This window comes from Micromonospora sp. NPDC005707 (genome assembly GCF_040631005.1).
Classification (GTDB): domain Bacteria; phylum Actinomycetota; class Actinomycetes; order Mycobacteriales; family Micromonosporaceae; genus Micromonospora.
In genome coordinates this window covers 288,039-302,664 of the sequence record NZ_JBEXYR010000009.1, presented here as the reverse complement: position 1 = coordinate 302,664, position 14,626 = coordinate 288,039, and the positions used below count along the sequence as shown (strand labels likewise).

The 14,626-nt window shown below is 72.2% G+C and carries 12 protein-coding genes and 1 pseudogene; 2 read left to right on the top strand and 11 right to left on the bottom strand.

Annotated elements, in window-relative coordinates:
- Positions 1-13 precede the first annotated feature (13 nt).
- The 4 genes from ABZ452_RS20885 to ABZ452_RS20870 all read right to left on the bottom strand — a co-directional run bounded on the left by ABZ452_RS20885 (position 14) and on the right by ABZ452_RS20870 (position 3,086).
- Positions 14-1,105: a PIN domain-containing protein gene (locus ABZ452_RS20885; RefSeq protein ID WP_357945257.1), complete on the bottom strand. Its 1,092-nt coding sequence runs from the start codon at positions 1,103-1,105 to the stop codon at positions 14-16.
- 36 nt (positions 1,106-1,141) lie between these two features.
- Positions 1,142-1,369 (bottom strand): hypothetical protein, encoded by a 228-nt coding sequence (locus ABZ452_RS20880; RefSeq protein WP_357945255.1) that lies wholly within the window; start codon positions 1,367-1,369, stop codon positions 1,142-1,144.
- 110 nt (positions 1,370-1,479) lie between these two features.
- Positions 1,480-2,130, bottom strand: coding sequence for a hypothetical protein (locus ABZ452_RS20875; RefSeq protein WP_357945252.1), 651 nt, complete (start codon positions 2,128-2,130; stop codon positions 1,480-1,482).
- A gap of 323 nt (positions 2,131-2,453) precedes the next feature.
- Positions 2,454-3,086, bottom strand: coding sequence for a winged helix-turn-helix domain-containing protein (locus ABZ452_RS20870; protein WP_357945250.1), 633 nt, complete (start codon positions 3,084-3,086; stop codon positions 2,454-2,456).
- A gap of 243 nt (positions 3,087-3,329) precedes the next feature.
- Between ABZ452_RS20870 and ABZ452_RS20865 the strand changes: the two genes are divergently transcribed.
- Complete coding sequence (locus ABZ452_RS20865; protein ID WP_357945247.1) at positions 3,330-7,739, top strand: S8 family serine peptidase; 4,410 nt, start codon at positions 3,330-3,332, stop codon at positions 7,737-7,739.
- A gap of 124 nt (positions 7,740-7,863) precedes the next feature.
- Here the strand turns inward: ABZ452_RS20865 and ABZ452_RS20860 are convergent, their stop codons facing one another.
- The 5 genes and pseudogenes from ABZ452_RS20860 to ABZ452_RS20840 form a co-directional block, all read right to left on the bottom strand.
- A complete protein-coding gene (locus tag ABZ452_RS20860) occupies positions 7,864-8,424 on the bottom strand; it encodes a winged helix-turn-helix domain-containing protein (protein ID WP_357945244.1) in 561 nt (186 codons plus the stop codon).
- 270 nt (positions 8,425-8,694) lie between these two features.
- Positions 8,695-9,246 carry a dihydrofolate reductase family protein gene (locus tag ABZ452_RS20855; protein ID WP_357945242.1) on the bottom strand — a complete coding sequence of 184 codons (552 nt, stop codon included), beginning with the start codon at positions 9,244-9,246 and terminating at the stop codon, positions 8,695-8,697.
- Between the two features lie 55 nt (positions 9,247-9,301).
- Positions 9,302-10,261: pseudogene (locus tag ABZ452_RS20850) on the bottom strand (sigma-70 family RNA polymerase sigma factor); the annotation flags it as partial.
- A 3-nt stretch (positions 10,262-10,264) separates the two neighbouring features.
- Positions 10,265-10,750, bottom strand: coding sequence for a GNAT family N-acetyltransferase (locus tag ABZ452_RS20845; RefSeq protein WP_357945240.1), 486 nt, complete (start codon positions 10,748-10,750; stop codon positions 10,265-10,267).
- A gap of 20 nt (positions 10,751-10,770) precedes the next feature.
- Positions 10,771-11,184 (bottom strand): hypothetical protein, encoded by a 414-nt coding sequence (locus ABZ452_RS20840; RefSeq protein WP_357945238.1) that lies wholly within the window; start codon positions 11,182-11,184, stop codon positions 10,771-10,773.
- A 160-nt stretch (positions 11,185-11,344) separates the two neighbouring features.
- Between ABZ452_RS20840 and ABZ452_RS20835 the strand changes: the two genes are divergently transcribed.
- Positions 11,345-11,860 carry a DinB family protein gene (locus tag ABZ452_RS20835; protein WP_357945236.1) on the top strand — a complete coding sequence of 172 codons (516 nt, stop codon included), beginning with the start codon at positions 11,345-11,347 and terminating at the stop codon, positions 11,858-11,860.
- An 86-nt stretch (positions 11,861-11,946) separates the two neighbouring features.
- On the opposite strand, the gene ABZ452_RS20830 is transcribed toward ABZ452_RS20835, so the two are convergent.
- Positions 11,947-13,530 (bottom strand): DHA2 family efflux MFS transporter permease subunit, encoded by a 1,584-nt coding sequence (locus ABZ452_RS20830; protein ID WP_357945233.1) that lies wholly within the window; start codon positions 13,528-13,530, stop codon positions 11,947-11,949.
- 162 nt (positions 13,531-13,692) lie between these two features.
- Positions 13,693-14,625: an AraC family transcriptional regulator gene (locus ABZ452_RS20825; protein WP_357945231.1), complete on the bottom strand. Its 933-nt coding sequence runs from the start codon at positions 14,623-14,625 to the stop codon at positions 13,693-13,695.
- Between the last annotated feature and the right edge of the window lies 1 nt (position 14,626).

Here is a 14,626-nt window from a genome sequence, read left to right as displayed (position 1 = left end):
GCGGCACCGGCCGTCAGGGGGTCTGCGGGGTGAGCAGGTAGTCCTCGGCCTCCGGGCTCCACCGCAGCGCCACCGCGCCGCTCGTGGCGGCCGCCTTGCAGAACTGGAGGAAGCTGCGGTAGCCGAGCTTCTTCTCGCTGAAGTCCGGCCGCGCCCGGCGGAGCTGGTCCTTCAGCCCGGACAGCGCCACCGCGCCGCCCTCGCCGGCCAGGTCCACCACCACCGACCGCAGCAGCGCGAAGGCCACCTCCCGGTCGCCCCGCTCGGGCAGCGACACCTCCGGGTCGCCCTTGGCGGGCCCCGCGGCGAGCTCGATGACGTTGTGCCCGGCCAGGTGGCGCAGCAGTTCCCCGAAGGTACGGAAGCCGTAGTCGGACTCGCTGAACGTCGGGTCCTTGCGCAGCAGGGTGCGCTTCAGCCCGGAGGCGGTCACCTCGCCGCTGGAGCTGCCCTGCATGCCGGCCACGGTCTGCGCCACCAGCACGGCGAGCGTGTCGACGTCCCGCGCGGGCTCCTCCCCGGCCGGCGGGGCCTCGGCCGGCGGCTCCGCCGGCAGCTCGGCCGGCGGCGACGTCTCGGGCTCGGCCGGGCGGGCCCCCCGACCCCGGCGGCCGGCCGCCGGCGGCACGTCGACCCCTTCGAGGCGGTCGTAGAAGAGGAACTCGTCGCAGGCGGGCGGCAGCAGCGCCGAGGTGGAATTCTCCACGCCGACCCCGATCACCCGCTTGTTGAGCTCGCGGAGCTTGTGCACCAGCGGCGTGAAGTCGCTGTCCCCGGTGCAGATCACGAACGTGGAGATGTACCCCCGCTCGAAGGCCAGCTCGACGGCGTCGACGGCCATCTTGATGTCGGCCGCGTTCTTCCGCGACGCGCCCATCCGCTGCGGTATCTCGATGAGCTCGACGTGCGAGCGGGTGAGCATCCGCCGGTCCTCGTCGAAGTACGACCAGTCCGCGTAGGCCCGGCGCACCACCACCCGGCCGCGCTCCGCGAGAGCGTCGGCGATCGGGCGGAAATCGAACGCCCGGCCACCATGGTGGTCGCGCACACCCAGCGCCAGGTTCTCGTAGTCGAGGAACAGCGCGATCCGGTCTTCCTGATCCACGCCGGCCAGCCTAGCGGGGTTCCGGCTCCGGCCCGCTCACCGTGGCCGCTCGTCCCGGTAGACGGTGTCGCGGCGGGCCACGTGTTGGATCGCGTAGCTGCCGATCAGGAGCAGCAGGGCCAGCACGACCTCGACGCCGGCGACGGCGCCGTTGGCGACGGTGAGCCCGAGCAGCAGCAGGATCAACCCGACCACCGCGAGCAGGCCGGCCAGGAGCAGGCGCTTCCGCCGCACCGTCGACCGGCCCTGACCGCCAGCACCCACCGCTGCCACCTCCTTCCGCCAGCCTAGGGGCTGCACCGTCCCGTCCTCCCGGGTTCGTCGAAGGCGGGCCGCCGGACCGCTCCGGGCGCTCAGTCGGGACGGACGCCACGTCATGCCCGGCCCTCGATAGGAGACGACGGCAGGCCGGAGCGGGTGTCGGCGAGGCCCCTACGCAGGACGCCGATGCCCACGCCGACGAGCCAGACCGCCGCGAGCAGCCGGAACGCCGGCTCCGGCCGGACGAGCGGCGGCAACAGGACGGAGAGGGCGGAGGCCGCCACCAACGGTCCCACGAACCGCCCATAGGCGAACACCCACCGTGGCCGCCGGTGGGAACGCCACGCGACCGCCGAGGCCGCAGTGATCAGCAGGCCGGAGCCGAGCAGGTGTGCCGCACCGCCGAGTACCAGCGCGGCCCTGCCGAGACCGGCGACGGTCGTGTCGCCGGCCTGCGCCACGACCAGCAGCAGGGCGAGCCCGCACAGCACGGAGGCGAGCAGTGAGCCCGCGGTGATCGCGGTCGCCCAACCCATCACCGCACCGGCACGGGTGCCCTCCGCGCGCAGGGCCGTGCGCAGCCGCCACCCGAACCGGTACAGGGCGACCGCCGCCAGGACTTGCAACGCCGACTGCACGAGCACGGCGGCGCCGCTGTCGGCATAGAAGTCACGCAACTGCGCGACCGACGCGTCGGGCAGGTAGAGGCTATCCCCCACCTTCAGCGCGTTTCCGGCGGCGATGCTGGCGACGAAGGCGACCACGAAAACGATGCCCCACCAGCCCCAACGCCGGCCGGGGGCAGCCACCGCCCGCGGCCCGCGCACCGGCACCGCGCCGGGCGACGCTGCCATGCCGTTCCCGAGATCCGCGGACGCTCCAGCGCCGGCCTTCCTGATTCGATTAGCTGCCATTCGCTGCCCCCTTGTGGTCGGACGCCGCCAGCGAGCCGGGACGCGCGTCGATCGACCAGTCATGTTTTCAGGGAGCGGGCGGCGTGCCATCCGTCGTGGGACGGCTGTGCAGATACGGCAGGACGGGTACGCCCGTACGCTCCACGACGTACGCGGCAACTGGCGGCTCGGGCCTAGCGACCGCCCGGCGGGTGCCCCGTGCCCTGCGCGCGGGGACGCCGGTGGTCGGTCAGCCGGAGTCCGACGCCGCGCACCGCGACGACGGTGACACCGGTGCCCAGCTGGTCGAGCTTGCGGCGCAGTCGCTTGACCAGGGACTGCACGTCCGCCTTGTGTTGCAGCCCCTCGTCGTGCCAGACGGCACGGTGCAGCTCGGCGTAGCTCCAGACCCGGACCGGCTCGGTGGTCAGGCAGGCCAGCAGGTCGCGTTCGAGGCGGGTGAGGACGATCTCCCGGTCGCCCCACCGGGCGGTGGAGCGGGCGGCGTCGATCACCAGCGTGTCGTCCGGCGCCGGGGGTGCCGGGGGCGCCGGTGGCGGGAGGTCAAGGTCCGCCGGCGCCCCCGCGGGCGCGAGCAGCTTGCGCAGTTCGTCGAGGTCGGCCACCAGGAGCAGGGGCGCGACGCCGTCGAGGAGTTCGGTGAGGCGGATCCGTTCGGCCGGTGCCGACGTCACCCCGATCACCAGCGGGAACGGATGCTCCACCGGGTCGAGGCCACCGGTCGCCCCGCTCGTTTCCTTCTCGGACACCGTCACCCCCGCCCGGAGCAACCAGCGGCAGAAATCGCCGCTCTCGAGAATCGCCATGACAGTCAATGTCAACCGGGCCGACCAACGGGGGCCTGTTGGTGACATGTTGCTCACGTAGAGTGCTTGATCGCGCTTTCCTGTCGATCATAGTGTCCACTCAGGCAGCCGGCGTAGACCCGCACGGCGCCTAGGGGGCTTGGGGGGCTCGTTCATACCGGTGCGATCCGACGGGAGAGGGGACTCCTGCGCCTTCCGCCATGGCTCGAACATCCGCGGGTCGTTCTGGAGGAGGCAGCACCGATGCTGAGACGTCCACACAGGAGGGGCCTGGCCGGTCGGCTGGTGAGCGCGGGCGCGGCCCTGGTTCTCGCCGCGACCACCATGGCCGCCACCGGCACAGGCGCACAGGCTGCGCAGACCGGAACGGTCACCGGCGCATCCGCCGGTGACAAGATCCGCCCCGAGCTCACCCGGCAGCTTCAGGGCAAGACCGAGGGCGACTTCTGGATCCACTTCGGCGCCAAGGCCGACCTGGGCAAGGCCGGTGCCGTCAAGGACTGGGCCAAGCGGGGCACCGCGGTCGCGGACGCGCTGAAGAAGACCGCCGCCGACAGCCAGGCGAAGATCCGCGCCGAGCTCGACCGCTCGGGCGCGAAGTACCAGGCCTTCTGGGCGACCAACGCCATCAAGGTCACCGACGGTTCGCTCACCATGGCGCAGAACTTCGCCGCCCACGCCGAGGTGGACGGCCTCTACGCCCCGGTCGAGTACAAGCTCCCAGAGATCACCAAGGGCACCGACGAGAAGTCGGTGAACGCCCTGGAGTGGGGCATCGCGAACATCAACGCCGACGACGTCTGGTCCCAGTACGGGGTCAAGGGCGCCGGCATCACCGTGGCCAGCATCGACAGCGGCGTCCAGTTCGACCACCCGGCGCTGGTCAACTCGTACCGCGGCAACAACGGTGACGGCACCTTCGACCACAACTACAACTGGTTCGACGCCGCCGGCACCTGCGCCACCGCGCCGTGCGACGAGGACGGCCACGGCACGCACACGATGGGCACCATGGCCGGCTCCGACGGCGCCAACCAGATCGGCGTCGCCCCCGAGGTCAAGTGGATCGCCGCCAACGGGTGCTGCCCGACCGACGCCGCCCTGGTCTCCTCCGGGCAGTGGATGCTGGAGCCCACCGACCTCAACGGGCAGAACCCGGACGCCAGCAAGCGGCCGAACATCATCAACAACTCGTGGGGCACCACGTTGCCCTCCACCGAGCCGTTCATGGAGGACGTGACCAACGCCTGGACGGCCTCGGGCATCTTCGGCACCTGGTCCAACGGCAACAACGGGCCGGCCTGCCAGACCAGCGGCTCCCCGGGCAGCCTGGCCAGCAACTACTCGGCCGGCGCCTACGACATCAACAACAACATCGCCAGCTTCTCCTCCCGCGGGGCCGGGCAGAACGGCGAGATCAAGCCGAACCTGTCGGCGCCCGGGGTCAACGTCCGGTCCAGCGTCCCGGACAACTCCTACGCCAGCTACAGCGGCACCTCGATGGCGGCACCGCACCTCGCCGGGACGATCGCGCTGCTCTGGTCGGCGGCGCCCACCCTGGTCGGTGACGTCACGGCGACCCGCGCGCTGCTGAACGACACGGCGGTGGACAAGGCCGACACCCAGTGCGGCGGCACCACCGACGACAACAACGTCTACGGTGAGGGCCGGCTGGACGCGCTCGCCCTGCTCAACGCCGCCCCCATCGGTGACAACGGCACCCTGGCGGGCAAGGTGACCGACTCGGCCACCGGCGCCCCGATCGCCGGCGCCACCATCGCCCTGACCGGTGCGGCCACCCGCTCGCTGACCACCGCCGCCGACGGGACGTACTCGTCGCTGCTGCTGGCCGGCGACTACCAGGTCACCGTCTCGGCGTTCGGCTACCAGACCAGGACGCTCTCGGCGACGGTGACCACGAACGCGACCACGACGCTCAACGTCGCGCTGACCGCGGTGCCGAGCGTGACCGTCAGCGGTCAGGTCACCGACGGCTCCGGACACGGCTGGCCGCTCTACGCGAAGGTGAGCGTCGAGGGTCTCCCCGTCTCCGACTACACCACTCCCGCCAACGGCCGCTACAGCCTGAAGCTGCCGGCCGGGGCGACCTACCGGCTCAAGGTCGAGTCGCAGTACCCGGGCTACCCGGCCGTGACCAAGGAGGTCGTGGTCGGCTCGGGCAACACCACCAGCAACATCGCCGTACCGGCCGACCCGAACGCGTGCACCACGGCGCCGGGCTACACCAACAGCTCCGACGGCGAGTACGAGACCTTCGACGGCACCAGCGTGCCCGACGGCTGGTCCGTCGTGGACAACGCGGGCACCGGCCAGGTCTGGAAGTTCACCGACAGCGGTGACCGGGGCAACCTGACCGGTGGCTCCGGCGGGTTCGCCATCATCGACAGCGACGACTACGGCAGCGGTGGCCGGCAGGACACCTCGCTGGTCAGCCCCGTCGTCAACCTGACCGACGTCGCCGCACCGGTGATCCGGTTCAACCAGGACTTCAACTGGCTGAGCTCCGACCGGGCGGACGTCGACCTCAGCCTCGACGGCGGCACCACCTGGAGCAACGTGCTCCGGCAGGCGGCCGACGTGCGCGGGCCGAGGGTCACCGAGGTGCCCATCCCGCAGGCGGCGGGCCAGGCGCAGGTCCGGGTCCGGTTCCACTACTACGACGCCTCCTGGGAATGGTGGTGGCAGGTCGACAACGTGCTGATCGGCAGCAAGATCGTCTGCAAGCCGGTCGACGGCGGCCTGGTGCTCGGCCACGTCCGGGACAAGAACGACAACGGCTACGTCAACGGCGCCACCGTCACGAGTGACGACCGCCCGGCGGAGAAGGCCACCACGGTGGCGACCCCGGACGACACCGAACTCGCCGACGGCTTCTACTGGATGTTCTCGTCGCTGACCGGCCAGCACCCGTTCACCGCCAAGGCCGGCAACTACGTCAGCCAGACCAAGCAGGTCGACGTCGAGGCGGACTGGGCGACGGCGGCGAACTTCCAGCTCGCCGCGGGCCGGCTGTCCGTGCAGCCGACGTCGGTGACCGGCACGGTCCGGATGCCCACCGGCAAGGTCAACAAGACCTTCACGGTGACCAACACCGGCGGGGCCCCGGTCACCGCCGAGTTCAGCGAGCGCGACGGCGGGTTCGTGTTGCAGCGGGCAGACGGGTCCCAGCTGTCCGAGCAGAAGCTGCTCGGCTCGACCGGCGCGCCGGTGCAGCGGCTCAGCACCCCGACGTCGCTCGCCGCCCGCCCGTCCGGCAAGTCGGCCACCGCGGCCGCCGCGCCGGCCGGTCCCCAGGCGGCACCCTGGACGGGCATCGCCAACTACCCGGCCAACGTGATGGACAACCGGGTGGTGAACCTCGACGGCAAGATCTACTCGATCGCCGGCGGTGACGGCACGACGTCCAGCACGAAGAACTACGTGTACGACCCGATCGCCCAGACCTGGACGGCGATCGCCGACCTCCCCGCCGCCCGCAACGCCATGACGGTCGGGGTCGTCGACGGCAAGATCATCGCCACCGGCGGCTGGGGCGCCGCCGGACCGGACGCCACCACCTGGTCGTACGACCCGGCGGCCAACACCTGGACCCGGAAGGCCGACAACCCGGCGCCGCGAGCCGCCGCCGGTCAGGCCGTCGCGGACGGCAAGCTGTACGCCGTCGGCGGCTGCACCACGGCCAGCTGCCTGCCGATGTCCAACTCGGTGGTCCGCTACGACCCGGGCACCGACGCCTGGGAGACCCTGCCCAACTACCCGAAGTCGGTGGCGTTCGCGTCCTGCGGCGGGATCGGGGGCACCGTCTACTGCACGGGCGGCAACGACGGTTCCGTCGCGCAGAAGTCCAGCTACGCGTTCGACCCGGGCGCCAACGCCTGGACCGCCGTCGCGGACGCTCCGGCCGACAACTGGGCCAGCTCGTTCGCCGTGGCGAACGGCAAGCTCCTGGTCGTCGGTGGCTCGCAGGGCGGCGCCATCACCAACGCCGGCTTCGCGTACGACCCGGCCACCGACTCGTGGGCGAACCTGCCCAACGCCAACACGCCCCGCTACCGCGGTGGCGCGGCGTGCGGCTTCTACAAGGTGGGCGGCTCATCGGGCAGCTTCAACGCCACGAAGGACAGCGAGGTGCTGCCCGGCCTCGAGGAGTGCGCCGAGGGGCCGGCGGACGTGAGCTGGCTGACCATCGACAAGTCGAAGGTCACCCTGGCGCCGGGTGAAAAGGTCACGGTCACCGTCGGCATGACGGCCAACGTGGACCAGCCCGGCACCTACTCGGCCTCGGTCGCGATCAAGGAGAACACTCCGTACACCGTGCCGCCGGTGGCGGTCACGATGATCGCGCAGCCGCCGACCAGCTGGGGCAAGCTGATGGGTACGGTCTCCGGCCGTAGCTGCCAGGGTGCCATCGCGCCGCTTCCCGGCACGGTCGTCCAGGTCGACTCGTGGGCGATGTCCTGGACGTTCGCCACCGACGCCGACGGGAAGTACGCCTACTGGATGGACCGGCGCAACAACCCGCTCAGCATCATCGTCGCCAAGGACGGCTGGAAGCCCCAGACCCGTCAGACGAGGATCAACAACACGACGCCCACCGTGGAGGACTTCACCCTGTCCCCCATCCGCTGCTGACCACTGACCGCCGACCGTGAGGTCCGGCCCGCCCGGTGTCCCACCGGGCGGGCCGGACCGCGTTCACGGCGTCGAGCAGGGGTCTCGGGCGGCTTCAGCACCCGCCGGCGACCGCCGGCGTGGGTCAGGAGGAGGCGAGGCGGAAGCCGATGCCGCGCACCGCGTGGATCGTCAGCACCGCGCCCACCCGACCGAGCTTGCGCCGCACCCGGCGCACCACCGAGTGCATGTCGGAGCCGCGCCCCAGGTGGTCGTTACCCCACACCGCCCGGTGCAACTGCGCGTAGGTCCAGACCTGGCCCGGTGTGCGGGCGAGGCAGATCAGGAGGTCGTGCTCCAGCGGCGTCAACCCGACCTCACGCTCCCGCCACCGCAGGACGCGCCGGTCCGAGTCGACGTCCAGATCGGACACCAGCGGACCGGCCGGCGACGGTTCGCCGGCGACCGGGTCATCGGAGACCGGATCGTCGGCGATCGGGTCACGGGTTGGGTCCGGGTCACGGGCCGGGTCCGGGTCGCGCACGGGGGCCGGGCGCACCACCCCGGGCGCGCGCAGCAGATCGAGGAACCGTCGCGCCTGGTGCGCGCTGGAGACGATCAGGAACGTCTCGGTGCCGCCGAGCAGCTGGGCCAGCTGTCGGCGTTCCGCGGCCGAGGCCGCGATACCGATGACCAAGGACGGCACCCCCGCCATAATCCGCCCTTCCGTTCCACCCTTTTCCTGAGGCCTTTCCGCGACGTCCGGCAATTGCCCGTGCGGGCAACGGCAATCGGCCGCCGGGCGCGGGTGGATTCGGACGCGCGACGGTCGGCAGGCGCGAAAAGTGTGCTGGAGCAGCGTTTTTGTGAGGCGTTACGGACTGCTGACCGGCATCATATAGCCGCCTACCGATGATTGGTATAGCAGTTAACGTCAATGTAACGGCGCGGGCGTCGGCGGCGTGCCGCACGCGTTTCACGCCCGCTGGTACCGCGCGAGGACCGCCGCGCCCGCCTGCTCCGCCGACAGGCACCGCAGGTGTTCGGGCGGACCTCCCGCCGGGAAGAGCCGCCGACCGTCGCGGAGGACCGTCGGGAAGGTCAGGAGGCGGTACTCGTCGACGAGGTCCTCGGCCACCAGCCGGTGCACCACGCTCAGGCTGCCCGTGACGATGATGTCGCGCCGCTCCTGCTTGACCGCGTCAATCAGGTCGCCGTCGACGATCTCGGAGTTCGCCCAGACCGAGACGTCGGTGAGCGTACGGGTGGCGACAAGCTTGGGCACGGCGTTCATCCGGGCGGCGAACGGGTCTTCGCGTCCCGGCCAGAGCCGGGCGAACAGTTCCCAGGTGGTGCGCCCGAGCAGCAGCACCCCCTCGTCGAGCAGGGCGCCGAGGCGGAACTTGTCCCCGGCGACGGTTTCCGGGCCGTGCCGGAAGGCCCAGCCGCCCGTGGGTGTGCCCCCGGACCCGTCCGGGTCCGACACGATCCCGTCCAGGGTCATGAACTGGATGACGACGACGCTCACGATGGTGTCCCTTCGGTAGGTGCTCACCGGTACGTACCGGCGGCACCGCGCGGACTCATCGCACCCGGTGGAACTCGTCGGGAGAAATCCGCGGGGGCAGCTCGAACGCCTCGAAGACGCGCGGGTCGGCGAACACCACGTTGTGCGTGACGCGCCCACCGGCGACCGTGAGCACCTGCACCGTGTGCAGCCGGTGCGCTCCTCCGGGCTGCGGCGCGTACGCGGCGAGAGCCGGTTGCCCGTTGGCGCGCAGTCGTCGCACCCGCCAGCCGGTGCCCCGGGTCCGGAACACGCGATCCATGAACAGGCCGTAGTCGCGGCTGCCCCGGTACCAGAGCGGCACCGGCGGCATCTCCAGGATCGCCTCGTCGGCGAGCAGCCGCACGAGCCCGGGAACGTCGGCCGCCTCGAACGCCCGCACGTACCGGTCGACCACGGCCCGCACCCGCGGATCGTCCGGCTCGGCGACCTCGCCGACGTCGCCCACGTCCGGCAGCGCCGCCCGGGCGCGTTGCAGCGCGCTGTTCACCGCGGCGACGGTGGTGCCCAGCTGCGCGGCGACCTCGGCGGCGGTGAACTCCAGCACCTCGCGGAGCAGGAGCACGGCCCGCTGCCGGGCGGGCAGCACCTGCACGGCCGCGACCAGCGCGAGCCGCATCTCCAGCCGCGTCTCCAGCTCGACCCGGGCGTCGGGAAACGGCTCCAGCCACGGCACGTCCAGCGCGGGTGTCAGCGGCGCTTCCGGATCGACGCTCGGCGCGCCCAGCCCGGACGGCAACGGCCTCCGCGCACGCCCCTCCAGCGCGGTCAGGCACGCGTTGGTGGCGATCCGGTACAGCCAGGTTCGCTGCGAGGCGCGCGCGGGGTCGTACCGGTCCCGGGCCCGCCAGGCGCGCAACATCGTCTCCTGCACGACATCCTCGGCCTCGTGGAACGAGCCAAGCATCCGGTAGCAGTACGCCAGCAACTCACCCCGGTGCAGCTCGAAGTCCACGCGTCCATCCTGGCGGTCCCGCCGTCAGCCGGGTGTCGGTGGGGTCTCGCGCTCCGCGTCGAGGGTGAGGTTGAGCAGATCCAGCCCGGTGACGGGCTGGAAGCCGACCACGGTGTAGAGCGTGCGGGCGGCGACGTTGTCGACCTCGGTCTGTAGTGACACGCGCCGCGCGCCGGCGGCCCGGGCTTCGTCGATGACGTGCTGGAGCAGGGCGTTCGCGACGCCGCTCCGGCGCTGGCGCGGCGCTACGTAGAGGTCCCGGATCGCCCACGCGGTGCCCAGCATCAGGGACGCCGGCATGATCGCCGTCGTGATGAAACCGCAGACCTGCTCGGCGCGGATGGCCGCGGCGACCGCGAGCCGGCGCTGGGCGATCTGGTCGTGCAGCCACGCCCGGGTGCGCCGCGGGGACGACGGCTGGCCGTAGTGCGCCCGGTAGTCGTCGAAGAGGGCGCCCACCCGCGCGAAGGCCTCGTGGGTGGGAGTTACCGGCACGACCGTCGTCAGCATGCCGCCCAGTCTCGTCCGCCCTATGCCGGTACGTCCTGCCACAGTTCGTTGAAGGCGATGCTGTCGAAGAAGGCGGTCCCCTCGACCACCTTGCCGTCGCGCATCCGCAGGAACCAAGCGACCGTGTCGGTGTACGTCGTGCCGATCGTGGTGGTGCCCGCGCCGTTCCACGCGACGATCACGGTGTCGGTGGTCGGGTCCTCGTGGATGCCCCGGATGAGCACCGGGCGGAAGGGGTCGTCCTTCGTGAAGCGCGCGCCGAAGGGCGTCAGCGCCTCCTCGACGAACTGGCGGGCGGGCTGGTACACCCCGCCCGCCACCGACCGGCCGGTGATCTCCCACCGCAGGTCCTCGGCGAAGATGTCGGTGATGTTGCCGGTGCCGGCGGACCAGGCGGCGAAGGCGTCCGCGACGATCTCCCGGTTGGCGGTCATCGGCGGCTCCCGTTCTCCCCGTGGCGGCACCCGGACGCGCGCCCGCTCCGCTCATCCTCCGCCGACAGATCGGCGGCCGGAGGCGGATTCGGTGCACCGTCCCTCCCGGGCGGCGCGGGCGGGCCCCCCGCTACCCCCACGCGCCACCTACCCTGAACGCGTGGACCGGTGTGACGAGTGCCAGTTCGTCTATTCCGCGCTCGACGGCGGCGAGCTGCCGCGGCGGCTGCGCGATCTGGCCGGGCGCTATGCGGCCGCCCTGCACGCGGCGCCGGACGTGCGCCGGCGGCCCGCCCCGGAGGTGTGGTCGCCGCTGGAGTACGCCTGCCACGTCCGGGACGTGTTCCGCGTGCAGGGTGAGCGGCTCGCGCTGGCGCTGCGCGTGGCGGAGCCCGAGTTCGCGCCGATGGGCCGCGACGAGCTGGTGGTCACCGAGCGCTACAACGCCCAGGACCCGGAGGTGGTCCTCGCCGGCCTGGCCACGGCCGCCGACGGCTTCGCGGCCGGTTTCGCGGCGCTCGGCGAGGCCGACCTGGCCCGCACCGGCGTCTACCCGTGGCCGCGGCGCGAGGTGCGGACCCTGCTCTGGCTCGGCCGGCACACGGTTCACGAGGCCGAGCACCACCTGCTCGACATCCGCCGCGCCACCGGTGCCCGGACGGCCGGCGGGGCCTGACGCCCGTTGGCGTCAGGCCCCGCGACGGCGAGTCGGACCGGGATCCGGGCCGGACGGGGCGCTGCCCCGGCGGCCCGGCCGGCGGGTCAGTGGATCGGCACCGGCGTCCGCTGCTCCTCGCCCGTCCCGCCGTCGAGCAGGTGCGACGGCTCGCGCCGGCGCGGCAGGAGCGCGGCCGGGATGAAGGTGAGCAGCACCAGCCCGAAGGCGACCCAGAAGGTCGTGGCGAAGGAGCTGGCCGCGAAGTCGAGCCCGCGCTCGATCAGCGACGGCGGCACCGGGAACTGCTGGAGCAGCTCCGGGCGCAGCTGCGAAGTGATGGCCAGGCTGGCCTCGGTGACCGGCTTCCCGCTCGGGTCGGTCGCGCCGGGGATCACCTCGGAGCCGTTGAGCCGGCTCGTGAGGATCACCGACATCACCGCGGCGCCGACCGAGCCGCCGATCTGCTGGAGGATGTTGACCAGCGTCGAGCCGCGGGCCACCTCGGCGGCGTGCAGCGTCTTCAGCGCCGAGGTCATGATCGGCATCATGGTGCCGCCCATGCCGAGACCCATCACGAACAGCGAGCCGCAGAGCAGCCAGTAGGACGTGTGCGGGTCGACCTGGGTGAAGGTGAAGAAGCCGGCGGCGATGAGCACCAGCGCGAACGGCACCGTCCGGCCGACCGGCACCTTGTCGGCCAGCATGCCGGCGATCGGCATGGTCAGCATCGCGCCGAGGCCCTGCGGCGCCATGAGCAGGCCGGCGGTGAGCGTCGACTCGCCACGGATCTGCAGGAAGTAGCTCGGGAAGAGCAGGCCCGCGCCCATGAACGCGATGATGAAGACGAACAGGGTCACCGTGGCGATGCTCAGGTTGCGGTTGCGGAACAGCCGCAGGTCGAGCAGCGGGTGCCGGGGCCGGAACGAGTAGAACACGAAGGCCACCACGAGCACGGCGCCGACCAGCATGGGCAGCCAGACGCTGTTGTCGCGGATGGTGCCGGCCTCCGGCAGGGAGGAGACGCCGTAGAGGAAGAGCGCCAGGCCGGGCGAGAGCATCAGCATGCCGAGGAAGTCGAACGACTCCGAGGGCTCCGGGTTGTCCTTCGGCAGCGCGAACTGGGCGTAGATCAGCGCGACGACGCCGATCGGCAGGTTGATGAGGAAGATCCAGTGCCAGCTGGCGGTGTCGATCAGCCAGCCGCCGAGGATCGGGCCACCGATCGGGCCGAGCAGCATCGGGATGCCGAGGACGGCCATGAGCCGGCCGATCCGGTGCGGGCCGGCCGCGCGGGTCATGATCGTCATGCCGAGCGGCATGAGCATGCCGCCGCCGAGGCCCTGGACCACGCGCCAGGCGATGAGCTCACCGATCGAGTCGGCGGTGGCGCACAGCCCGGAGCCGATGGTGAACAGCGCCAGCGCCACCATGTAGAGGCGCTTGGTGCCGAACCGGTCGGCGGCCCAGCCGCTGAGCGGGATCACCGTGGCCAGCGCGAGCGTGTAGCCGGTCATCGTCCACGCCACCCGGGCGTACGAGGCGTCGAACTCGTTCTGGAACGTCGGCAGCGCCACGCTGACGACCGTCACGTCGAGGATCGACATGATCGCACCGAGCACGACGACGCCGGCCACCTTGAGGACCGCGGCGTCGAGTTTGTTCGATGTCGCGACAGGTTGCTGGGTCACAAACAGTCTCCTGGTTCAGGTCCGGTCGGGGGCGCTGGCGGCGCCGCGCGCCGGTGAGGGCGCGGGGTGACGTGCGGTGGGGCGGCGTCCGGCAGGAAGCGTAGCCACGGGCTGCGACATCGCGCGGCCGGTTTACCGGGATCGGCGGCGCGCGGGCCGCGCTCAGGCCGTGGCGCGGTGGTCGCGCGGATTGACGCCCCGGACCCGTCTGAAGGCGGCGCTGAGCGCGAAAGGGCTGGTGTAGCCGACTCTGCGGGCGACCGCGGCGAGAGTCAGTTCGGTGTCGCGGAGCAGGTCGGCGGCGAGCGCGAGGCGCCAGTTGGTGACGAAGGTCATGGGTGGCTCGCCGACCAGTTCGGTGAACCGGCGGGCGAACGCGGCCCGGGAGGCGCCGGTGGCGGCGGCGAGCCCGGCCACCGTCCAGGCCCGGGCCGGGTCGTGCTGGACCAGCCGGACCGCGTGGCCGACCACCGGGTCGGTGTAGGCCCGGTACCAGCCGGGCGGCTGGGTGCCGGGTCGGGCCAGCCAGGTGCGCAGCACCCCGATGACGAGCAGGTCGAGCAGCCGGTCCAGCACCGCCTCCTGCCCGGGACCGTCCCGGTCCAGCTCCTCGGTGAGCAGCGCGACGACCGGCAGGTCACCGTCGGCGGCGGTCAGCACGACCAGCGACGGCAGGGCCGCGAGCAGGCCGGCGCCGACCGCGCCGCTGCTGGCGTACGTGCCGGTGAGCAGGGCGGTCGCGCCGTCCGGCCGGGTGCCCCAGGTACGCAGGCCCAGCGCCATGGTCTCGGCCAGCTCCTGCCCGCCGAGGGTGGTGCAGCGCTGCCCGGGATGGATCACCACCTGCGGCGGGGTGTCCGGGTGGTCGGCCACCGTGTAGGGGTCGGGCCCGCGCAGCACGGCCACGTCGCCGGGGCGCAGCAGGGCCGGCGCGCCGCCGTCGGGCACCACCCAGGCGCTGCCCCGGACCACCGTGGTGACGCTCAGCGGGGCGGCGTCGCGGACCCGGATCGACCAGGGCGGGTCCATCACGGTACGGAGCAGGAACGCGTCCCGGGCGCGCAGCCCGCGGAGCACGTCGGCGAGCACGTCCACC

Excerpts from the sequence above, each read along its gene's own strand:
- ABZ452_RS20870 (WP_357945250.1), bottom strand. The coding sequence starts at position 3,086 with ATGGCGATTCTCGAGAGCGGCGATTTCTGCCGCTGGTTGCTCCGGGCG.
- ABZ452_RS20865 (WP_357945247.1), top strand. The coding sequence starts at position 3,330 with ATGCTGAGACGTCCACACAGGAGGGGCCTGGCCGGTCGGCTGGTGAGC.
- ABZ452_RS20845 (WP_357945240.1), bottom strand. The coding sequence starts at position 10,750 with ATGCTGACGACGGTCGTGCCGGTAACTCCCACCCACGAGGCCTTCGCG.
- ABZ452_RS20840 (WP_357945238.1), bottom strand. The coding sequence starts at position 11,184 with ATGACCGCCAACCGGGAGATCGTCGCGGACGCCTTCGCCGCCTGGTCC.